Source organism: Nocardia sp. XZ_19_369, assembly GCF_015355715.1.
In the GTDB taxonomy this organism is placed as follows: domain Bacteria; phylum Actinomycetota; class Actinomycetes; order Mycobacteriales; family Mycobacteriaceae; genus Nocardia.
Genome location: NZ_JACVED010000004.1, coordinates 40,832 through 61,172, shown reverse-complemented (window position 1 = coordinate 61,172; position 20,341 = coordinate 40,832). Strand labels below are relative to the sequence as shown.

Here is a 20,341-nt window from a genome sequence, read left to right as displayed (position 1 = left end):
CATGGGTTGGGCTGAGCTGGCGCCCGCGCGGCTGGAGAACGACCACGTCCTGCTCCGGCCGATCGAGCCGACGGACCGGGCGGCTTTGTGCGCGATCGCGCTGGACCCCGATATCTGGCGATACTTCGTCTCGCTGGTGGAGAACGAAGCGGACTTCGACACGTTTTTCGATGCGGCACTGGATGATCAGCTGGCCGGGCGCCGGGTGGTCTTCTACATCATGGACAAGGCCAGCGGCCGGGCCGCGGGCAGCATGAGCTACGGGAACATGGCCGAGCGGGACGGCAGGCTCGAGATCGGCTGGTCCTGGCTCGGCCGGGACTTCCGCGGCAGCGGGCTCAACCGGTGGGCGAAATACCTACTCCTGGAACACGCCTTCGAGCGACTCGGCGCGGAACGGGTGGAGTTCAAGACCGACGTGCTCAACGAGCAGGCACGCCGCGGCCTGCGCAATATCGGAGCGGTCGAGGAGGGCGTACTGCGCAGCTTCAATCCGATGCCCGGCGGCCGTCGCCGGGACGCCATCTTCTACAGCGTGCTGCGTGGGGAATGGCCCGGCGTCAAAAGCAAACTGGCGGCATATCCGAAGGTGCAATTGGCGGGCGCCGTCGAATGAGCGCGGTCCTGCGGACTCCGTTCGTCCGAGTCGAGGGTGATTCCTTCGCCCTCGGCTATCAGCACGGCAAGGCCAGAGCCGCCGACCTGCGGGCCTTCCTGGACGACGAGTTGTGCCGGTTGAACCGGATCCTGCCCGAGCCGGTGTCGCTGCCGGAGTTACGGCCGACGATCGACGCCTATCTGGCCGAGATCACCGCTGCGACACCGGACCTGGCCGAGGAGATCCGCGGCCTCGCCGCCGGCGCGGACATCGACCCGTACGAGGCGGCGTTGCTACAACTACGCCGTGAAATCCTTGGGTACCAAAAGATTCCGACCGCCGGGGACTGCACCACATACGCGCTGGCCGGTGCCGAACCCGTGCTGGCGCAGACCGTGGATCTCAACGGAAATCTCGATGATCAGATCAGTGTGCTGGAGGTCGTGCGTGCCGGGACATCCCGGCGCGTTCTCGTGCTCAGTTTCGGCGGTCTGCTCGGTTACCTCGGCCTCAACAGCGACGGGCTTGCGGTCGGGTTGAATCTCGTGCTCGGTGGTGAGTGGCATCCGGGTGTGCCGCCCTACCTCGCCATCCGGCATCTGCTCGACAACGCGGGCTCCGTCGAGGAAGCGGTGCGCGTGTTGCGGAAGCTGCCGCTGGCGAGTTCGCGCAACATCGTGTTGTGCGACAAAGACACCGCCGCCTATGTCGAGGTGCTCGACTCGGATTTCCGGGTCGAGTACAGCCTGAATACCGCGCATACCAATCATTTCCTGCATCCCGACCTCGCGCCACGCGACGAGATCAACGTGTTCGCCCGCAATTCGTCGGTCCGCAGGCTCGAACAGTGCCGGACCCGCCTCGCCACCGTGCCTGCCGATCCGGAAGACCATTTCGCCGTGCTGTCCGCACCACCGATCAACGTCACGGACAACGGTGACATCCGCCGCGAACGCACCGTCGCCGCCGTCGTGCTGTGTCCGGGTCGCGGTCGGCTGCACCTGCGCCCGGGTGACCCGGCGGTGCACGCCACCGAAATCTTCACGCTGTCCTAGGAGCAACGATGAGCTTCGATGGGGGCATCCTCGCCCTACCCTTCTACGAGCCGCGACATGTGGAGCGCGCGAGGCAGATCGAGAGCTGGTGTGCCGAGCACACCGAGCTGTGGGACAACCAGGCCGATCCTGATGCGACCGGGCTGCGAATCCTGCGGGCGCTGGGTGAACACGGCTGGCTGGCGGCGCTGGATCCCGCGGCGGGACCGGAGGGCCTGGCGGCAGGCGACTGCCGCTCGCTATGCCTGCTGCGCGAGGCGCTGGCCTACGCCGACGATCTCGCCGACTTCGCCTTCTCGATCCAGGCCCTGGCCGCGACGCCGATCGTGCGGCACGGCAACGAAGAACAGCAGCGCCGGTATCTGGCGCCGATGGCGAAGGGCACCCTGTGCGGCGCGTTCGCCATCTCCGAACCGGAGGTCGGTTCGGACGTCGCGGCGATCGGCCTGCGGGCCGAGCGGGTTGCCGATGGCTTTGTGCTGAACGGCAAGAAGGCCTGGATTGCCAACGGCGGTATCGCGGACCTGTTCTGCGTCATCGCGCGGACCGGCGAGGGTCCGGGCGCACTGGGCCTGACGGCGTTCCTGGTGCCCGCGAACACCCCAGGACTGACGGTGGGGCAACGAGTTCCGCTGATCGCACCCCGATCCTTCGCCGATCTCGAGTTCGTGGACTGCCACCTGCCGCAAGACAGCGTCCTGGGCAGACCAGGCGGCGGTTTTGTGATCGCGATGGAGGTACTCGAACGGTTTCGGATGACCGTGGGCGCCGCGGCGATCGGGTTCGCGCGCCGGGCCACCGACGCCGCGCTGACCCACGCGAAGAACCGGTCGATGTACGGCGCTCGGCAGTTCGACCTGCAACTGGTGAAGGCGACGTTCGCGGAGATCGAGGTCGAGCTGAACGCCGCGGCCTTGCTGGTGGCCCGCGCCGCATGGGAGGCCGACCGCGGCGATCCGGCGGCGGCGAAACACTCCAGCATCGCCAAGCTGTACGCCACCGAACACGCGCAGCACATCGTGGACGCCTGCGTGCAGGTCTTCGGTGCCGCGGGACTGGTCGCCGACAGCGTGCCGGAGCGGCTGTACCGGCAGATCCGGTCGCTGCGGATCTACGAGGGCACCTCCGAGGTGCAGAAACTGATCATCGCGGGCTCGCTGGGCGGCCGGGGGCGGGCGAAATGAGTGCGTTCCTGTCACGGCCGCCCCGCCGTTCGGCTCGGGTGCGGCTGTTCTGCTTCCCGCATTCCGGCGGCGGCGCATCGGTTTTCCGTGGCTGGCAACAGGAGCTGCCAGGTTGGGTGGACGTGCTACCGGTGCTGCTGCCCGGACGGGAGGAACGCGCGAGCGAGCCGCCGCTTGCCGATCTGGACGCATTGGCCGACGCGGTCGTCGACGCGCTCCGTCCACATCTCGACGCGCCCTTCGCGCTGTTCGGGCACAGCCTGGGCGGCCTGCTGGCCTACCAGGTGGCGCTGCGGCTGCACCGCGACGGCGCACCCGCCCCGGTCGCGCTGCTGGTGGCAGGCCTGGCCGCAGCGCATCGGCTCACCCCGGATCCCATGCACGAGCTGCCCGACGACGAGCTGCTCGACCGGATCTTCGAGATGGGCGGCACCCCAGCCGAATTGCGCGATGAGCGTGATCTGCTGCGCGCGGCGCTGCCCGCGTTGCGCGCGGACGTCACGATGTTCTCCACCTACCAGCATCGGCCCGCCGCACCGGTGGAGTGCCCGATCGTGGTGTTCAGCGGCCGGGACGACACCATGGCCGCGCCGGACGATGCCGACGCGTGGGATGAACTCACCGATGGGACAGTGCGAACGCGCGTATTGCCGGGCGGCCATTTCTTCGTCCGGACCCATCGCCGCGAGTTGACCAGGATGGTCACCGCCGAGCTGCGCCGCTTCCTGCCGCCGGTCGACCGGCCACGTTCGGCCGCTGTCCCGGAGCCTGCGCGACACGGGCGCATCGAACCGGTGGCCGTCGTGGGGATCGGCTGCCGCCTACCGGGAGCCGATGACCCGCAAGCACTTTGGCGGTTGCTGGTCGATGGCGTGGACGCGGTGACCGAGGTGCCGGATCGGCGCACCGAGCATCCCACCGTGTTCGCCCGGCTGCCCGCGGTGCCGTCCGGATTCCGCCGCTTCGGTGGATTCCTTGACGACGTAGAGGGTTTCGATGCCGCCTTCTTCGGTATCTCCCCGCGAGAGGCCGATCGGATGGACCCGCAGCAGCGGCTGCTGCTGGAGGTGGCTTGGGAAGCCTTGGAGGACGCGGGTATTCCGCCGACCGCACTGGCAGGCACGCGCACCGGTGTGTTCGTCGGGCAGATGGGCCGGGACTACTGGGAATTGCAGGCGCGGCAGAGTTCACTCGACCTGCACGCGCTCACCGGCGGCGGGCTGTCCTCGTTCCTGTCCGGCCGCATCTCGTTCGCGTTGGACCTGCGTGGCCCGAGCGTCTCGGTCGACACGGCGTGCTCGTCATCGCTGACCGCAGTGCATTTGGCCTGGCAGAGCCTGCAACTCGGGGATTCGGACCTGGCGCTGGCGGCCGGGGCGAATCTGGTACTCCTGCCCGAACTGGCCGCCATCTACGAGCAGGTCGGGTTGATGTCGCGGCGGGGCCGCTGCCGGTTCGGCGACGCCACCGGTGACGGCTTCGTCCGTTCCGAGGGCGTCGGCGTGGTGGTACTCAAACCGCTGGCGCAGGCCCGCGCCGACGGGGATCGCGTCTATGCGGTGATCGCGGGCAGTGCGAGCAATAACGATGGCAGCGGCGGTGGTTCGCTGGTCGCACCGGCCCAGGAGGCGCAGGAACGGCTGCTGCGCGACGCACTGGACCGCGCGGGGATCGATCCCGCTGCGGTGGATTATGTGGAAGCCCATGGCACCGGCACCAATACCGGTGACGCCATCGAGTTGCGGGCGCTGTCGCGCGTATTCGCCGGAACGCGGCCGGCGGGCCGGCCCTGCCTCGTCGGCTCGGTGAAGACCAATATCGGCCACCCCGAGGGGGCGGCCGGCATCTCGGGATTCATCAAAACGGTGCTGAGCCTGCACCATCGGCTGATTCCGGCGAATCCGCTGCTGACCGAGCCACATCCGGTGCTGCTGGAGCCGGGCACACCGCTGCGGATGCCGACCGAACCTGTTGCGTGGCCGGAGGGTTCAGCTCCCGTCGCGGGGGTGACGTCCTTCGGCCTGTCCGGAACCAACGTGCACGTCGTGCTCACCGCGCCGCCTGTCGATTCGACACCGGACGACGACGATGAGCCGCAGCCCTTGGTGCTGCCGCTCTCTGCGCGCGATCGTGCTGCGGCACAGGCGCTTACGGCCGCCTACGCGGACCGGCTCGACGGTGCGGACCCGGTCACGGCGCGGCAGGTCTGTGCCGTCGCCGCGCGCGGTCGGGCCCATCACGAATGGCGATCGGCGGTGGCCGCGCTGGACGGCGACGGGCTGGCCGAGGCGTTACGAGCCCAGCTGCCCGATGAGGTCACGCAGCGGCCGACCGGCGGAGTCCGCGTCGCCTTCGTCTTTCCTGGACATGGCAGCCAGTGGGTCGGCATGGGCCGCGAGCTGCTGAACAGCTCGGCCGCCTTCCGCACCACAATCGAAAACTGCGACGCGGCAATTCAATCCGCGGCCGGATGGTCACTGCTGAAGGTGCTCGCCGACGACGGGGCGGAGCTGGCGAAGACCGCCGTGATCCAACCGGCCGTGTGGGCCATGCAAGTCGCCTTGGCGCAGCATTGGCGCTCCTGGGGCATCGGGCCCGATGTGGTCATCGGTCACAGCTTCGGTGAGGTGGCCGCCGCCACGGTCGCCGGGGCCATCGATCTGCCCGCTGCCGCCGAACTCATCTGTCGCCGAGGCGAACTCACCTCGCAGGCGGACGGCCTGGGTGGAATGGTCGCCGTGGCAATGCCGGCCGACGAGGCGGCGGCGGCGGCCGCGCGCTACGGCGATCGGCTCGTGGTGGCCGCGCGCAACAGCCCGCGGCTGACCGTACTGTCCGGCGAAAGCGACGCACTGGATGGGTTACTCGCCGAGCTGCGGGACACCGGGGTGCGTGCCGGGCGGGTGCGGATCAACTTCGCCTCGCACAGTCGGTTCATGGATCCGCTGCAACCGCTGTTGGTCACCGCCCTCGCCGGGCTGCGGGCCGAACCGGTGACCGTGCCGTTGCGGTCCACCGTCACCGGTGAGCGCATGTCCGGCCCGGATCTCGCCGCACGGTACTGGGCCGACAACCTGCGGTCCACCGTTCGGTTCGCCGACGCGATCGCCGCCGAAAATGCCCTGGGGCCAACTGTTTTCCTCGAGATCAGCCCGCATTCGGTGCTGGTGCAAGCCATCGAGCAGTGCCTCGCCGACAGCGCCTCCGGTACGGCGGTGGCCGGATTACGCAGGGACACATCCGAAACCGCTCGCCTCACGGAGATCGTCGCCCGCCTCTACACCGCCGGTGTCGATCCGGACTGGTCCGCGATCTATCCGAGGTTCAGCATTCCGGACGAGATGCCCACCTACCCGTGGCAGCGGCGGCGTACCTGGTTCACGCCTGCCGAGTCGGTGGCTGACACCCCGGTCTACTCGCCGCCTACCCCACCGGCACCGGAGGTCCCCGCCGGTGGCGGCCTGCTGGACACGCTGACCGCCGAACTCGGCGCGGTACTCGGCCTTCCGGCGCAACGGATTCCGCGCCGGCGGCCATTGCGCGACGTCGGATGTGACTCGCTGGCCGCCGTCGAGATCCGTGCCAGGCTGGAACAACGGTGGGGAACCGAAATTTCGTCGAGCGCGGTGCTCGCCGCCAGCGTCGAAGACCTCGCCGAGGCGATCACCGCTGACCACCCGGATGCGGGTGGCCGGAGAGAAATGGAGGGATAGCCGTGACTGTGCCGCAATATCCCGGAGGCGGACCTGCCATGCCGTCGCTACCGGAGCACGACCCCGACGACCCGGTCGAGAACGCGGTGATCAGCAGGCTCACCGGGAACTGGCATCGGCGCGCGATGGTGAAGCGCCCCGAGCCCGACCTGGATGAGCTGTTCGAACCCGCCCGCCCCGATTACCCGGAGGGTCTCGTCCCGTTCCGAGAGCATCCGACCTACCGTGCGCTGGACACCGACACCAAGGCGCGGATGCTCGGCTGGGGCTGGGTGGCCTTCAACAAACACATCATGGACACCGAACAGCACGTGGTGAATCCGACCTTCGCCCTGGTCATCGAGGACACCTTCGACACCGGCCTCGACATGGACATGCTCACCACCGCCATGACGCAGGCGATGCTCGACGAGCAGTACCACACCCTCATGCACCTCAATGCCAGTTCGGTGATGCGACGCCGCCGCGGCTGGCGGATGCCCGAGACGGCACTACCGCTCGGGCACAAGGCCGCTCGGCTCCGCCAGCGTATGGCCAGGAGCGAGCAGGGCTGGCAGCGCGATCTCAGCGCACTCGCCTTCGCCACGGTCGCCGAGATCTCGATCAACTCCTACCTCGACCTGATCGCCGAGGACGACGAGATCCAGCCGATCAACAAGGTCACCGCGACCATGCACAACCGCGACGAGTACTGCCACTCCTCGATCGCCGACGAGATCGCCAAGGCCGTCTACCACCGGCTCGATCCGGCGCAGCGCGCCCTGTTCCGCGAGGCAATGGTCGACGGGCTGGAGGCGTTCGCCGCGAACAACTTCCCCACCTGGCATCGCATCGTCGATCTGGTCGGCGTCGAGGGCGGGCACGAGATGCTGCGCGACGTCGAGCACGACACGTCGACCAAGCGGTTGCTGTCCAATTTCAGTGGGCTGCACAAGTTCTGCAGCGAACTGGACATTCTCGAGGAACTCACGTTCGACTGGTCCACGGTGACGATCGAGGGACAGTGAGGGCCGAATCAGACGGTGACACTACGGCGCTCGCAGCCAAATCCGCTGTGGCGGTGCCGATCTGGTTGGTGGCAGTCGGCGTCTCGCTGGTCGCGCTGAATCTGCGGCCGCCCATCACGGCGATCGCGACGCTGATGCCGCAGGTGCAGCAGCAGGAGGGATTCAACAGCACCGTGGCCAGTCTGCTGGTGGCGGTGCCGATCGCCTGCTGGGTGGGCTTTTCCGGCCTCACGCCGCGGATCGGGCGCGAGCTGGGGCTCAACCGCACGATCGGCTTCGCGCTGCTGGTGTTGCTGGCGGGCTTCGGGATTCGGCTGCTGCCCGGCGTGGTGGCGCTGTTCGCGGGGACCGCGATCATCGGCCTGGCCATCACCGTGGGCAACGTGCTGGTTCCGGCCGCGATCAAGCGCGATCACCCGGGGCATGTCGGACTGCTGACCGGGCTCTACACCATGTCCCTGTATACCGGGGCGGCCGCGGCCTCCGGAATCACGCTGCCGCTACAGGATGCCACCGGCCTCGGCTGGCGTGCGACGCTGGGTCTGTGGGCGGTGCCCGTTGTCGTCGCGTGGTTGGTGTGGTTGCCCCAGTTGCGCGTCCGCAGCGATTCCGGCGCCGGTTCTGCGCCCGAGGGTGCGCCGCGTAGCTTGTGGTTGCAGCCGCTGGCCTGGGCGGTCACGATCTTCTTCGCCATGCCCGCGTTGCTGTTCTACACCGTGTCCGCCTGGCTGCCAACGATTCTCGTGGATGCGGGCATGGACGCTTCGTGGGCGGGCGGCATGCTCTCGGTGGCCAATCTGGTCGCGGTTCCCTCGGCGTTGGCCATGTCCATTGTGGTGAATCGGAGCGAACGGCAGGTCTGGGCCGCGACGTCGACCGGTGTGGTATTGGCCATCTCCTTTGTGGGACTGTTGATTTCGCCGACCGGCGGGGCGATCGTGTGGATGATTCTGCTCGGTGCGGGGTTAGGCGCGGGCACCGCGATCGGGTATTCGCTCCCGCTGCTGCGGTCGCGTGATGCGCAGACGACGGCGAAGCTGACTGCGATGAGCCAGATCGCCGGGTTCGCGCTGTGCGCGGTCGGTCCGGTGCTGGCCGGCGCGCTGCACGACCTTACTCACGCGTGGACCGCCGTGTTGGCGTTGTTGGTGGCGCTGGCCATCGTGCAGATCGTGTCGGGGGCGCGGGCGGGAACACCGCGTTTCGTGTCGTGAACCTTGGCTTCGAAAGTCCACCAGAAGTTTGCGATACCCCGCACCGGTGGCGTCTTACTTGTTGTCGATCTTTCCGATCGGGTCGGCGGCCTCCGCGAGGTCGGCCTGCACCTGCTTCCATGCCGTGTCGTCGATGCCGAGGGCACTGCGGAGGTAGGCCCAGGACGCCGTGCGAATCAGCGCGACGCGCTCGGGGCTTTCGTCGGTGGTGTCCTTGGCGTTGTAGGCGTGGACTCCGCCGAGCGAGTGGTCGCCACCGAACACGGTGAGCAGGCTCTGGGCGCCAGGGCTGTAGGTGTACACGTCGGTGAACCAGTCGGGGCCGCGGGTCGAGAGATGGGATTGGTCGTTGTCGCCCGCGATCACGAGGGCCGGCGTGGTCAGCGCATCGAAATCGGGGTGCATGAAGGGGAAGTTCTGCGCGGCGAACGGCGTCAAGTCGTCACCGGCGAGGCCGGTCGTGGCAAGCAGCACACCGGCTTTGACGCGGGTGTCGGTCAGGTCGGGGCCGGGTTGTCCGTCCGCGCCGACAACGCGTGCGCCGAGCAGCATGCCGACGGTCTGTCCGCCCCAGGAATGTCCGGCGACCGCGATGCGCTCGCGGTCGATGCGATCGCCGAGGCCTGGAACAACGGCGACGACATGATCGAGTTCATCGAGCACGCGCCCGACGTCCTGGACCCGGATGCGCCAGATCTCCGAATGCCGCGGGTCGGCGGGGGTGAGGCCGAGGGTGCGTGAGTCGAGGAACGTGGGCTGGAGGACGACGAACCCGTTGCCTGCCCAGAAATCGACCAGCGGGTCGTACCCGGACATCGACTCGCCGAAGCCGTGCGCGAGGACGATGACCGGGAGGTCGGTGCCGACGGCGGGCGCCGACACGCGCACCTGGAGGTCGTCGCCGCGCTGCGGTGCGGACAGGACGACCGGCTTGACGCTGATGATCGGCGTGGTCAGGGCGGGGACGGCGCTCGTGACAGGTGTGGACATGGGGATGGTCCTTCGATCGACGATGAATGCCGCGGCCGGGCTGCGGCGCCTTCCGACGGCATGGCGCACCGGATAAAGTGTTATTCGGAGCACTGCTCCGAATATACGGAACAGTGCTCCGCTTAGCAAGAGGAACCTGAATCCCTGCGAAAGGAGGGCGGTGTGGAGTCGACCGCCAAACGCGCGGACGCCCGGCGCAATGAGAAGGCTCTGCTCGAGGCAGCGGCATCGGTCTTCGTCACCGACGGGGTGGACGTACCGGTACGCCGGATCGCCGCCGCGGCAGGCGTCGGCATGGGCACGATCTACCGGCACTTCCCCACCCGCGCGGACCTCGTCGTCGCGGTCTATCGACACCAGGTCGACGCCTGTGCCGACGCCGGACCCACCCTGCTCGCGTCAGCGGCGTCACCGTTCGCCGCGCTGCGTCAATGGGTGGAACTTTTCGCGGACTTCCTGGTCACCAAGCACGGGCTCGCCGCGGCGATGCGGAACGACCCCGATACCTTCAGCGCACTGCACGCACTGTTTCTCGATCGCCTCGTGCCGGTGCTCGACGACCTGCTCGCCGCCGCAAGAAACGCAGGCGAGGTCACTGCGGAATTCACCGCCTACCAGCTGCTTCGAGCGATCGGCGACATCTGCGCCGGCGCGGAAATGGTCGACGCGCAGTACGACCCCCGCCTCACCATCCGACTGCTACTCGAGGGCTGCCGGTAGGGCTCTACGGTTTGTCCGGACCGATTCTGCGCGGCTTGAGCATGCGCCGCGTGCTCGTGGCCGGGGCATCGTCACCGGCTCGTTTCCGCCGCAGCGCGCCGAGATCGATGACACTCGCGTCCTGTTCGGCTTTGTCCGGATCACCCTCCGGCGGAGCGTGCCACGTCGCGCCCGGGTCGACCGGCCATGCCCCTGTCTCACGCTGCAATTCTGAACGCATAACGGGCCTGGTCGGGGCGGGATCGTGGACGGAGCCGCCTTCCGAACGCCACGTTTTACGCGGACGCTCGCCCGCGTCCTCCGTCATCCGCCGCGGACGATGCGGCAGCCGAATGAGTTTCGACGCGCCGTCTCCCGCTTCGGAGCGACCGGTCTCACCCGTCTTCATACCTTCCAGCTTCCTGTGAACCCGTTCCACCGCATCGGATCTGTTCTCACCTGGCCCCGGCGAGGAGCCGCGACCAGGCACTTCCCGCTCCGACATCGAGCTAGCAGCCGACGAATGCCGTGGCACTCGTCAGCGCCACTGTCGCCGGTACCCCGAGCTGATCTCTGAACTTCGTCCTGATTGCATAGCTCACGCCCGTATTCTCCCTCAGAACTGTCGCCCGCGTTTCCTGCCCTGTCCCCAGTGCCTATCAAACCGGGCCTGCGCGACCTTCGCCAGTGCGCAGCCACCGCGATCAGCGCTCGTTACGGCACCAGCAGATACCACTCCGCGAATGTGCCCCGAATCGGCCAGGAGACCGCCATCACCTTGGCCGGCCCCATCCCCACCCACAAATCAGTCGTTTCGGTATCACCCTCCGCCGCACCGGTCCGGACGTAGACATCCTGAGTGCGCAGACCTGCCGAACCCACCCAACCCAGCTTCACCAGGTTGCCGCACGGCCCACCCAGATAACCCCGCGGCGTCACATGCGCCAGCACATGACCGGGACGACCAGGAGCGGCCTCCAGCGCGATATCGATCGCGCCCGCACAGAGCTTCGCGTCACCGAACGAGTAGAGCGTGCTGCCGATCGTCGTGAATTGCGGCAACGGATCCGCCTGCGCCGGAGCCACCGCCAGCCCGGTAACCAACGCCCCGATCACCGCCGACACCATCCCCGCCACCATTCGCCGCGCCCACATCAGTCGATATCCCTTCCCACATAACACCATTCGTGGCAGCGCCACTCACCTCAGCCGGACACCCCGATCGCACACCATCGCGTATCGGGGTTGTTTCACGAGTCAGCGTAGCGAAACGACCGACTCGTGGCGGCAAGTTAAGCCCCGCCTAATCGCTCCTGAAGTTGAGCTCCGCCAACAGAATTCGCGTGATCCTGACGATCGATGGATCCCCCGAGTATCAGGGGCAGGACAACTCGGGACTTTCTCCGACGTCCCGCCTTTCCTAACGTTGTCACCAACCCGCCGGCAGCACCGGTGCCTAGTCGGCGAACTCAACCCCGGTCGAGCTGATGGATTCGTCACAGCGTTTTTCGGACGCGCCGGTCCGCAACGTAATCCATTGAAAGGAATCATGCGAAACTCTCTTTTGGCTGCCCCGCTTTTCGCCACCGCGCTCATGCTGGCTGGGACGAGTACCGCTGCGGCCGAAACCACCGCCAATGCCATCGGCGGCCCCGAGCAGATCACGGTGTCGGTGAATTCCGACGAAAAGTACTGGGTCGGGCTGGTGCAGGTCGACGGGCACCATCAGGACTTCGTGCTCGGCCCGGGCGGCGAAGGGATTGTCGGCCCGTCGTACGTCATCAAGAATGTCCGGCCAGGTAGCCACCACGTGGTGATCACCGTCGGCATCAACGGTGGTTTCGGAGATACGATGCTCGACCGGAATGTCGAGGTCACCAAAGCGGACGCTCCGCCGACAGGTTCCGCGGGTCGATGACCGGTTAGTGCACTCCACCCGTTTCGAAGGCTCATGCGCATCGTGCATGAGCCTTTTCGCATGGCGCGAATGTCATCCGGATGTCGATGGAGTAGTCCTCCGATAGGAGGACGCGGCCGGAACGTCTCGGGCTTTACGTTTGATTCCGCGCAGGACGGACCCGAAATGCCGCCCGCGGCACCATGATTGCCGAGCTGCCGAATACATGCATCAAACAGGTGGAGACGGAAATGCTGGACGTTATTCGTGACAATCCGGTCGCGACCATGATTGTGGTCTCCGAAATGTCCTCACCCCGCAAAGCGAAGCAGTCGTAATCCGTCACCGAACAGGCGCAGACAGTCCCTGAACTCGTTGTCAGACACCGGCATTCAACGCGGCGATGCAGTCGCTCCAGGCCGTATCAGCAGGGTCGGCGAGCGAGCACGGCGGCGAACCACTCTGCCACCTCGGGACGCGAGCAATCGATGATCCAGTGCAAACCGTGTGGACTGGTCAACGTCAGGTGCCCGTACTCCATGATCGGCAGGAGCGGGTTGTGGCGGTATCGACGATCGGGGCCGCCGCGTACGTTGACGAACTGCCACGTTGTATCGACCTGAATCCCGTCGCGGGGTGGAGGTTCGGGTTCGATCACCCACTTTCGGTGGCACTCCACGTGCAGATGCCGATAGTCGACGTCGCTCCAGCTGTCTGCGGAACGGACGAGGATTCGGTCGGGCAGGAACAGGAGTGCTTGGCGGTCGTGGGAGATCGTCGGTGCTGCGATATTCGTGGCGAGGATGCGTGGCGGTTTCAGGCTGCGCGTCACCGCCTTGCGGCTGATCTGCGTCTCGGCGCCACCGCTGACCTTGTAACCGTAAGTGCCTGCGACAGAGACAGATGCCTCGACGCGCCACGCTCCGCCGAGCGCGACGACAGAGCGGTAGCCATCGGTGAGTTCGTTGAACCAGTCCGCGATGGGGCCGGTCACCTCATACGCCACGGTGACCGTCCGCTTACGGCGGTCCCACCACCACAACCACACCAAGCCGGGGATGCCGGCAGCGAGCACAGTGATCGGCATCCACAGCAGTTTCGATGTTGCGGCGACGCCAGCAGTCAGAATCAGGGCAATTGCGCCCCAAGGCAATAGAGCGTTGTAGCGACTCGCGGCGCTCAACTGGTCGAGCAGTGCGCCAGGGCCCGTCGGCACCAATTGAGTTGCGTCGAAACCGGTTTCGTCCGCCGCGCCCATCCCGCGGAGTTGCGTCGCTTGCGCAGGCGTCACCTCAGCTTGCGCACGAGGCAGCGACGACAGCATCCGCCGGTAGTGGAGACCCTGCGCACTGACATGCACGTAGGTCCCCCGCGGCCCACTGCCGACCCGGAACCCCCGAACACCAACGCTCGCACCGACGCCGGACTTGGAGACGTTGACCCGAAACGGACCCGCATTCACCGACTTGCGCGAATAGAACCCCACCGGTACCCCCGATCCCGTAGCGCGTTGTCCAGATTCTATGCCGCCGCGGCTCGCAAAGAGCTGAATCCGCTGCGCCCGCGAGCGGTCAGCTGCACCAGGCACAGGCGGCCGCCCGCTGACGTCGGGGATGCGTTCGGCGTTCTCCACTTCTTGACTTCAGTACGAAGAACTGACAATATTAGTCAGATAAGCTGACTAATATTGCAGCAGAATCCCCGGCGACGTCGTCGCCGTCAGCGAAGGAAGATCGACCATGGGATGGTCAGAATGGCAAGAGACCAGCGTCGCGTGGCACATGCAGCCCAGGGAGATCACCGCAGCCGGCGATGAGGACGTACTCCGCGTCATAATCCGGGACAAGAACGACGACTTGCACGAGGCGGTCTACCTCGGCAACAGCTACTGGGCGTCGAACGAGAACATCGGCCAACCCGCCGGCACGAGCCTGTCCGGAGTGCCTGCCTTGGCCTGCATCACCGATCGGCGCGATCTGTTCGTCAATGCCGGATTCTCGCTGCGGCACCGCTCGTGCACCAGGCCGCAGTCGTGGACCCGATGGGAAGATCTCGGGCCGGTGTTCCCACTGCCCGCAGGCATCGGCGCGGGCCCCGCGGTGTGCCGGAGCCGTTGGCGGATGGACATTTTCGCGCTGTCGGCCACCGGTCCGCCGTTCGAAATGCTGCACATGTACTACGACGACAACCACGGATTCATGGGCTGGGAAACCCTCGGCGGCGAATGGTACGACGCACCCGACAACGGATTCCGCACCCCGGCGGCGACCACCTGGGGCCCCGATCGGATCGACGTTTTCGCCGTCGGCCGGGACAACGGAATCCACCACCAGTGGACCGAGAACGCCGGCGTCGACTGGTCCGGTTGGTACGCGATCGGCGGCGTCACCGAGCACGGTCTCGCGGCATGCTCCTGGGGTCCGGGCCGCATCGACCTGTTCCACCGAGGCACGGACGCGTCGATCTATCACGCATGGTTGGACACGGACGAGGGGGGCTGGAACGGCTGGGAGGACATGGGCGGAGTCACCGATCACGCGGTGGCAGTCGGCAGTCGCGGCCGCGGTCGGTTGGACCTGCTGCACATCGGCACCGACGGCAAGATCTACCTCAAGGAATTCTGAGCGCCCCGGCAAACCGACGTGCAGCGATAATCTGTCCAGCCACTGGTTTTCACTGCTGGGAACGGGCCGCCGGACACCGGCACAATGTGTCGAATGAGCGCACCGTATACCGATCCCGCCGTGTCCCCCGCACGAGCCGCCCAGCGACCGCACGGATGGCCGCCGGGGCAGGCAAGTGACAACCGGCTGGCACTGGCGGCGATGACCGACGGCTTCCTAGCCCTCCTCATCGGTATCGCGTTGGCACAGAAGGTTTTTCACGCTACCGATGGTGTCGCCGCGTTTCTGGCCACGTTCATCCCCTGTGTGCTCGCAGCGTCATTCGTCAACCATGTCTTCGGCACGCTGCTGTTTCGCGGCAGTGTCGCCAAACTGCTGTTCGGCATGCGCGTGCTGCGCTGGAAGGACGGCCGCCGCCCGCGCTTCTGGCAGACGCTGGGGCGGTGGCTGTTCGGCTTCGTGGTCATCGTTTTTCAGTTCGTCCTCGAAGGCGCGAGCGTTGGGCAGGCATGTGGTCTGCGCACCGTACGCCGACGCGACGAGAGGGTAGCGGTGCCGCAATGATGGCCGGCCTGGACAATCGCGGCTGCGGTGGCCGCAGGCCGACATGAACTAAACCTTCACTCCAGCCCCGGGTGCGGATTTCGAGGACAACGACGCACGAAATAGCTACTGTCCGACTTTATTACGGGGGCCGCGTTCGATTCGGCCACTCGAGGACGGAGAGTGTGTTGAGATCCACCAGATGGACTGCGTTACTGGCGGCTGTCGTCTTGACGACCGGGCTGGGCTTGACGGCCTGTTCCTCCGATGGAGGTGATGCGGCGGAGGGCGTGGTCACCGTGAACGGCGGTGAGCCGCAACATCCGCTCGTTCCGACCAATACCAATGAGAACCAGGGCGGCCGCGTGGTCGACCGCTTGTTCGCCGGCCTGAAGTACTACGACACCGACGGCGTGGCGCACAACGAGGTGGCGCAGTCGATCGAGTCGACCGACCGGCAGCACTATCGGATCACCCTCGCGCCGGACTGGAAGTTCACCGACGGCTCGCCCGTGACAGCGAAGTCGTTCGTCGACGCCTGGAACTACGGTGCGCTGAGCACCAATGCCCAGTTGCAGAGCTGGATCTTCGCCTCGATCGTCGGCTACGACGAGGTATCGGCGGCGCCGCCCAAGGCGCAGACGATGGCGGGGCTGAAGGTGATCGACGATCGCACCTTCACGGTCGATCTCACCCGCCCGTCGATCGATTTCGAACTTTCCCTGGGATTCACGCCGTTCCGTCCGCTGCCCGCGGTCGCCTACCAGGACATGAAGGCGTTCGGCGAGCGCCCGATCGGCAACGGCCCGTACAAGTTCGCCGGTCCGGATGCCTGGCAGCACAACGTGCAGATCGATCTGGTGCCGAATCCGGATTACCGCGGCAAGCGTCCGGCGAAGAACAAAGGGCTGCGGTTCGTGATGTACCAGTCCTTCGACACCGCCTACGCCGATCTGCTGGCCGGCAACCTCGACCTGCTCGACACCATCCCCGACAACGCGCTGACCAGCTTCAAGAACGATCTCGGTGACCGCGCCATCCAGAAGAAGACCGCGCGCTACGAGCACATCGGATTCCAGCCGACCGTGCCGCATTTCGCCGGCGCGGAAGGCGTGCTGCGCCGCAAGGCGATCTCGCTGGCCATCAACCGGCCGCAGATCTCCGAGTCCATCTGGCACGGCACCAAGGTCCCGGCGCGCGACTTCACCTCCGCCAGCCTGCCCGGTTATCAAGACAATCTTCCCGGAGTGGAACTGCTGTCGTACAACCCGGACGAGGCCAAGAAACTGTGGGCCCAGGCCGACGCGATCGCGCCGTGGACCGGTCGCCTCGAGATCGCCTACAACTCCGACGGCGGCCACCAGGCCTGGATCGAAGCGGTCGCCAACAGCGTCAAGAACACCCTCGGCGTGGAGGCGATCGGCGCACCGTATCCGACGTTCAAGCCGTTGCGCGACGCGATCACCAGCAAGTCCATCCGCACCGCGTTCCGTAACGCCTGGCAGGGCGACTACCCGACGATGCTGAACTTCCTTATTCCGCAGTATGTCTCCGATTCGGCAAGCAACGACATCGGCTACGTCAATCCTGAATTCGACAAGCACATCACCGCCGCGCTGGCCGCACCCACACCGGAGGAGTCCTACGCACACATCGCCAAGGCGCAGGCCATCCTGTTCCAGGACATGCCCGACGTTCCGGTGTTCAACGACAACAACAACGCCGGACATTCGGACAAGGTGCGGCAGGCGAAGCTGACCTGGAACGGCCTTTTCGCTTACGAGAGTGTCGAAAAGTAGTCATCGGTTGGGAGTACGTCAGGTGGGGCCGCAAATGCGACCCCACCTGAATGGCCGATCTCAGCCGAGGCAGGATCGGACGGCCTCGGCCAGGCTCGAGGCCCGCGGGTCGTCGGGTCGGAAGTTCCAGAGATTGGTGACGTAGCCGAAGCCGACACCGGCATCGGGGACCGCGAAGCCGATCGATCCGCCGGAACCGGGGTGGCCGAACGACCCCGGTCCGGCCATCGGCATGGGTGGGCAATCGCGCCAGAACCCCAGCGACATGTTGAACGAGCGGTCCGCCGGGATGTTCAACTCCGGCGGCAGTCCGTGCATCCGCGACTTGTCGGTTTGCACCGCCGTCGCCCGTTCGACGGTTGCCGGATCGAGCAACCGCACGCCGTCGACATCGCTGACCGTGGCGGCATACATCCGGGCCACCGAGTGCGCGTCCGCAATTCCGTTGGCCGCCGGGAACTCCGCCGCTCGCCAGGCCCGCGTGGTGTAGTACGCGGACGCGGGGTCGGCCGCGTTGTCCAACGCGCCGCCGAGCGAACCGGCGCGCATCTGCACCGAGTCCGGACCCCATGCGGAATTGACCCATGCGGTGACCGTGTCCTTGTCGAGCCCGGAAGCCTCGGCCATCCCGTCGAGCAGCTCCTCCAGACTGAACGGAGCGGCGTACTCGATCTGGGCCACGTGCTGCTCTTGTTCCTCGGGCAGCCCGATCCAGGCGCGCAGTCCGAGCGGGCCTGCGACCTCGTCGGCGAAGAACGTGCCGAGCGACTTGCCGGAGATCCGGCGCACGACTTCCCCGACCAGGAACCCGAAAGTGACGCCGTGGTAGACGTGTTCGGTGCCCGGCTGCCACAGCGGCGGCTGCGCCTCGAGGGCCCGGATGACCGGATCCCATTCGCAGGCCTGCTCGAACGTCAACGGGCCGTCGACAACCGGCAGCCCGGCTTGGTGAGACAGCAACCAGCGCACCGGAATCCGCTCCTTGCCCGCGTTGCCGAACTCCGGCCAGTACTGGACTACCGGCGCGTCCAGGTCGAGTTCACCGCGCGCCGCCAGCATGTGGGCACAGATCGCGGTGGCGCCCTTCGTGGTCGATGCGACCTGGACGATGGTGTTCTCGTCCCACGGTCGGTTCGCCTGCCGATCGGCGAGGCCGTCCCACAGGTCGACGACGCGGCGGCCGTTCACATAGACGCAGCATGCCGCGCCCGCCTCGCCCGGGTTTGCGTCGAAGGTCGCCCGGAACGCGTCGGCGACCTTTCCCCAGCCGTCCTCGACACCGTTCTCGCGGGCAGAGTTTCCTTGCCCTGATGTTCTGTTCGTCGTGCCTACCATTGCTGAAATCCATTTCTAGAGATCTGAAGAATGCTGGAGCTGTTTGGGCCGTATAAGGCTGGGGCACAACATGATTGCGCACCCCGGTGATGTGCCGGGCAGACCTACCGAGATTCGAGCACGCGCTCGATGCCGGAAAGGTAATCGAGGAGATCGCCGATTTCGGCAAGAGGTACGCCCGCCCCGGCCAGCGTTCGGACCTGCACGAGCCGTAGTAGTTCGGCGGATCGGTACCGACGAAGTCCGGAGATGTCACATGCCGGTTCGTCGACCAGCCGGCGCTGGTGATAGTCCTGCACTGTCATAATCGTGACGCCGGCGAATGCCGCCGCTTGGTCGATCGTGAAGCCTTCCCGCATATTCGGCGTCTTTCTGGGCTTCTGCTGACTGTCGACGTGGACAGCCGCGGCCTGCCGTGTCGTCATCGAACGGCCCTAGCTTCCTTTTCCGGTGCCTTCATCCGCAGCGCGCTCGATGGCACTGATCAGCCGTGCCCGTTCCCGCTTTCGCCACGAATACTCCTCGTAGTTCCGCGCGAACGTCTCGATGAACTCGACTGGGTCCTCCCCCACGACATCGCGGACCGGGACTCGATCCGCCGCGCTCTGCTCGAACAGATCGGCAAGGTCCTCGAGCATCGAAACCCCGCCTCCCACACCGAAATGCATCAGGTATCGCTCGAGCGCATCGACGGCTGTGCGATAGCCCGCGGGAAGTTGCTCCTTGCGTGCCTTGTACTGCCACCATCGCCGTTTTTCGCCGATGTCGCCGACCACTTTTGCGATGAGCTTGGAGACGACCATGGTCATCTGCCCCCTTCTACCTGAAGCTGTTCGAGCCGTTGTGCGAGAAAATCCCAGGTCCTGCGGAACTCGTCCAGGTATTCGCGCCCCTGGGTGTTGAGGGAATACACCTTGCGTGGCGGCCCCTTCTCCGATGCGACCTTTTCCACGTCCACCAGGCCCTTTTTTTCGATCCTGACGAGCAGGGCATAGATGGTGCCTTCGGCGATATCGGCGAACCCCTGTTCCCGCAGCCATGCCGTGATCTCGTAGCCGTACGCGGCCCGCACCGACAAAATCGCCAGGACGATGCCCTCCAACGTGCCCTTGAGCATCTCGGTCATCTGCTTGCCCACGGATCACCTCCCACTATTCAGTGTTACTAGCTACCAGTAGATAGTAACACTGAATAGTGGTGTGGCAAGGTCTCCTCGGAGGTTCGCTGACCGTCCGGCGGTGCCGCTGTTGCACAGCTAGGCAGCGGTCAGGCGGCGTCGAGGGCCGCGGTGATCTTGCGAGCCATAGCAACCACAGCGGGACTGGGCTCGCCCTTACCGGACCCGAGAACGGCTTCGACGGCAACCAGCACGGTGCCACGGAAGTTGTCTGCCTCCCCCGGATACTGATCACCGAGCAGGCTCATCGCCGCGGTCAGCGCAGGCAGCACCTGATCAGCCAGCTCGGCAACCGACTTACCCGGCAGGTGAATGTCTTTCGACTTAGCCGAAAGCACATGCCCGACCAGCCCCGTCGCCGAGGTCAACGCAATAGAAGCCTGCGCATTGCCCTTATGCGGCGCACCGGCAGCCGCCAGCAACGCCACCGCCCCATAAGCAGCAGTCCGCACAGTGGCCTTGTCCTGATCGGTCAGGGTGATGATGTTCGACATGTCGTGTACTCC

At 66.2% G+C, this 20,341-nt stretch carries 20 protein-coding genes; 11 read left to right on the top strand and 9 right to left on the bottom strand.

Going from position 1 to position 20,341, the window contains the following annotated elements:
- Position 1 precedes the first annotated feature (1 nt).
- Genes IBX18_RS15680 through IBX18_RS15655 form a run of 6 tightly spaced genes read left to right on the top strand, consistent with a single transcriptional unit; the run spans position 2 to position 8,771 of the window.
- Entirely contained in the window at positions 2-616 is a 615-nt protein-coding gene (locus tag IBX18_RS15680; protein WP_194834407.1) for a GNAT family N-acetyltransferase, read from the top strand.
- Positions 613-1,653: a C45 family peptidase gene (locus IBX18_RS15675; protein ID WP_194834406.1), complete on the top strand. Its 1,041-nt coding sequence runs from the start codon at positions 613-615 to the stop codon at positions 1,651-1,653. The genes IBX18_RS15680 and IBX18_RS15675 overlap by 4 nt, the downstream gene beginning before the upstream one ends.
- Positions 1,654-1,661: 8 nt before the next feature.
- Positions 1,662-2,837, top strand: a complete 1,176-nt coding sequence (locus IBX18_RS15670; RefSeq protein ID WP_194834405.1) for an acyl-CoA dehydrogenase family protein — start codon at positions 1,662-1,664, stop codon at positions 2,835-2,837.
- Positions 2,834-6,550 (top strand): type I polyketide synthase, encoded by a 3,717-nt coding sequence (locus IBX18_RS15665; protein WP_194834404.1) that lies wholly within the window; start codon positions 2,834-2,836, stop codon positions 6,548-6,550. Before IBX18_RS15670 ends, IBX18_RS15665 begins: the two co-directional genes overlap by 4 nt.
- A 38-nt stretch (positions 6,551-6,588) precedes the next feature.
- Positions 6,589-7,557, top strand: a complete 969-nt coding sequence (locus IBX18_RS15660) for a diiron oxygenase (RefSeq protein WP_194834403.1) — start codon at positions 6,589-6,591, stop codon at positions 7,555-7,557.
- A 53-nt stretch (positions 7,558-7,610) separates the two neighbouring features.
- Complete coding sequence (locus tag IBX18_RS15655; RefSeq protein WP_194834402.1) at positions 7,611-8,771, top strand: MFS transporter; 1,161 nt, start codon at positions 7,611-7,613, stop codon at positions 8,769-8,771.
- A 54-nt stretch (positions 8,772-8,825) separates the two neighbouring features.
- Here IBX18_RS15655 and IBX18_RS15650 read toward each other — a convergent pair whose 3' ends face one another.
- Positions 8,826-9,761: an alpha/beta fold hydrolase gene (locus tag IBX18_RS15650; RefSeq protein WP_194834401.1), complete on the bottom strand. Its 936-nt coding sequence runs from the start codon at positions 9,759-9,761 to the stop codon at positions 8,826-8,828.
- Positions 9,762-9,923: 162 nt separating this feature from the next.
- Here IBX18_RS15650 and IBX18_RS15645 point away from each other — a divergent pair, with 162 nt between their 5' ends.
- Positions 9,924-10,481 (top strand): helix-turn-helix domain-containing protein, encoded by a 558-nt coding sequence (locus IBX18_RS15645; protein ID WP_306796272.1) that lies wholly within the window; start codon positions 9,924-9,926, stop codon positions 10,479-10,481.
- Positions 10,482-10,485: 4 nt separating this feature from the next.
- Here IBX18_RS15645 and IBX18_RS15640 read toward each other — a convergent pair whose 3' ends face one another.
- Both IBX18_RS15640 and IBX18_RS15635 read right to left on the bottom strand, forming a co-directional pair.
- Positions 10,486-10,869: a hypothetical protein gene (locus IBX18_RS15640; RefSeq protein WP_194834400.1), complete on the bottom strand. Its 384-nt coding sequence runs from the start codon at positions 10,867-10,869 to the stop codon at positions 10,486-10,488.
- A gap of 305 nt (positions 10,870-11,174) precedes the next feature.
- A complete protein-coding gene (locus tag IBX18_RS15635; protein WP_194834399.1) occupies positions 11,175-11,615 on the bottom strand; it encodes a hypothetical protein in 441 nt (146 codons plus the stop codon).
- A gap of 394 nt (positions 11,616-12,009) precedes the next feature.
- Between IBX18_RS15635 and IBX18_RS15630 the strand changes: the two genes are divergently transcribed.
- Entirely contained in the window at positions 12,010-12,378 is a 369-nt protein-coding gene (locus tag IBX18_RS15630; protein ID WP_194834398.1) for a hypothetical protein, read from the top strand.
- Between the two features lie 403 nt (positions 12,379-12,781).
- Here IBX18_RS15630 and IBX18_RS15625 read toward each other — a convergent pair whose 3' ends face one another.
- Positions 12,782-13,843, bottom strand: a complete 1,062-nt coding sequence (locus IBX18_RS15625) for a DUF4236 domain-containing protein (protein ID WP_194834397.1) — start codon at positions 13,841-13,843, stop codon at positions 12,782-12,784.
- Between the two features lie 253 nt (positions 13,844-14,096).
- On the opposite strand from IBX18_RS15625, the gene IBX18_RS15620 reads away from it, so the two are divergent.
- The 3 genes from IBX18_RS15620 (at position 14,097) to IBX18_RS15610 (ending at position 17,323) form a co-directional block, all read left to right on the top strand.
- A complete protein-coding gene (locus IBX18_RS15620; protein WP_194834396.1) occupies positions 14,097-14,981 on the top strand; it encodes a hypothetical protein in 885 nt (294 codons plus the stop codon).
- Between the two features lie 201 nt (positions 14,982-15,182).
- Positions 15,183-15,545: an RDD family protein gene (locus IBX18_RS15615; protein ID WP_194834395.1), complete on the top strand. Its 363-nt coding sequence runs from the start codon at positions 15,183-15,185 to the stop codon at positions 15,543-15,545.
- 164 nt (positions 15,546-15,709) lie between these two features.
- Positions 15,710-17,323 carry an ABC transporter substrate-binding protein gene (locus IBX18_RS15610; RefSeq protein WP_194834394.1) on the top strand — a complete coding sequence of 538 codons (1,614 nt, stop codon included), beginning with the start codon at positions 15,710-15,712 and terminating at the stop codon, positions 17,321-17,323.
- A gap of 60 nt (positions 17,324-17,383) precedes the next feature.
- On the opposite strand, the gene IBX18_RS15605 is transcribed toward IBX18_RS15610, so the two are convergent.
- From IBX18_RS15605 to IBX18_RS15585, 5 genes are all read right to left on the bottom strand, one after another.
- Positions 17,384-18,658 carry a serine hydrolase gene (locus IBX18_RS15605; RefSeq protein WP_194834393.1) on the bottom strand — a complete coding sequence of 425 codons (1,275 nt, stop codon included), beginning with the start codon at positions 18,656-18,658 and terminating at the stop codon, positions 17,384-17,386.
- A 104-nt stretch (positions 18,659-18,762) separates the two neighbouring features.
- Positions 18,763-19,083, bottom strand: coding sequence for a MerR family transcriptional regulator (locus IBX18_RS15600; RefSeq protein WP_228541234.1), 321 nt, complete (start codon positions 19,081-19,083; stop codon positions 18,763-18,765).
- A 9-nt stretch (positions 19,084-19,092) separates the two neighbouring features.
- Positions 19,093-19,434: a DUF1048 domain-containing protein gene (locus IBX18_RS15595; RefSeq protein ID WP_306796271.1), complete on the bottom strand. Its 342-nt coding sequence runs from the start codon at positions 19,432-19,434 to the stop codon at positions 19,093-19,095.
- Positions 19,435-19,463: 29 nt separating this feature from the next.
- Positions 19,464-19,796 carry a PadR family transcriptional regulator gene (locus tag IBX18_RS15590; protein ID WP_107658767.1) on the bottom strand — a complete coding sequence of 111 codons (333 nt, stop codon included), beginning with the start codon at positions 19,794-19,796 and terminating at the stop codon, positions 19,464-19,466.
- Between the two features lie 128 nt (positions 19,797-19,924).
- Positions 19,925-20,329, bottom strand: a complete 405-nt coding sequence (locus tag IBX18_RS15585; protein ID WP_194834391.1) for a hypothetical protein — start codon at positions 20,327-20,329, stop codon at positions 19,925-19,927.
- Positions 20,330-20,341 lie beyond the last annotated feature (12 nt).

Coding starts and splice junctions, on each gene's coding strand:
- IBX18_RS15680 (WP_194834407.1), top strand. CDS start 2: ATGGGTTGGGCTGAGCTGGCGCCCGCGCGGCTGGAGAACGACCACGTC.
- IBX18_RS15675 (WP_194834406.1), top strand. CDS start 613: ATGAGCGCGGTCCTGCGGACTCCGTTCGTCCGAGTCGAGGGTGATTCC.
- IBX18_RS15670 (WP_194834405.1), top strand. CDS start 1,662: ATGAGCTTCGATGGGGGCATCCTCGCCCTACCCTTCTACGAGCCGCGA.
- IBX18_RS15665 (WP_194834404.1), top strand. CDS start 2,834: ATGAGTGCGTTCCTGTCACGGCCGCCCCGCCGTTCGGCTCGGGTGCGG.
- IBX18_RS15660 (WP_194834403.1), top strand. CDS start 6,589: ATGCCGTCGCTACCGGAGCACGACCCCGACGACCCGGTCGAGAACGCG.
- IBX18_RS15650 (WP_194834401.1), bottom strand. CDS start 9,761: ATGTCCACACCTGTCACGAGCGCCGTCCCCGCCCTGACCACGCCGATC.
- IBX18_RS15640 (WP_194834400.1), bottom strand. CDS start 10,869: ATGAAGACGGGTGAGACCGGTCGCTCCGAAGCGGGAGACGGCGCGTCG.
- IBX18_RS15635 (WP_194834399.1), bottom strand. CDS start 11,615: ATGTGGGCGCGGCGAATGGTGGCGGGGATGGTGTCGGCGGTGATCGGG.
- IBX18_RS15630 (WP_194834398.1), top strand. CDS start 12,010: ATGCGAAACTCTCTTTTGGCTGCCCCGCTTTTCGCCACCGCGCTCATG.
- IBX18_RS15620 (WP_194834396.1), top strand. CDS start 14,097: ATGGGATGGTCAGAATGGCAAGAGACCAGCGTCGCGTGGCACATGCAG.
- IBX18_RS15615 (WP_194834395.1), top strand. CDS start 15,183: ATGACCGACGGCTTCCTAGCCCTCCTCATCGGTATCGCGTTGGCACAG.
- IBX18_RS15605 (WP_194834393.1), bottom strand. CDS start 18,658: ATGGTAGGCACGACGAACAGAACATCAGGGCAAGGAAACTCTGCCCGC.
- IBX18_RS15600 (WP_228541234.1), bottom strand. CDS start 19,083: ATGACGACACGGCAGGCCGCGGCTGTCCACGTCGACAGTCAGCAGAAG.
- IBX18_RS15585 (WP_194834391.1), bottom strand. CDS start 20,329: ATGTCGAACATCATCACCCTGACCGATCAGGACAAGGCCACTGTGCGG.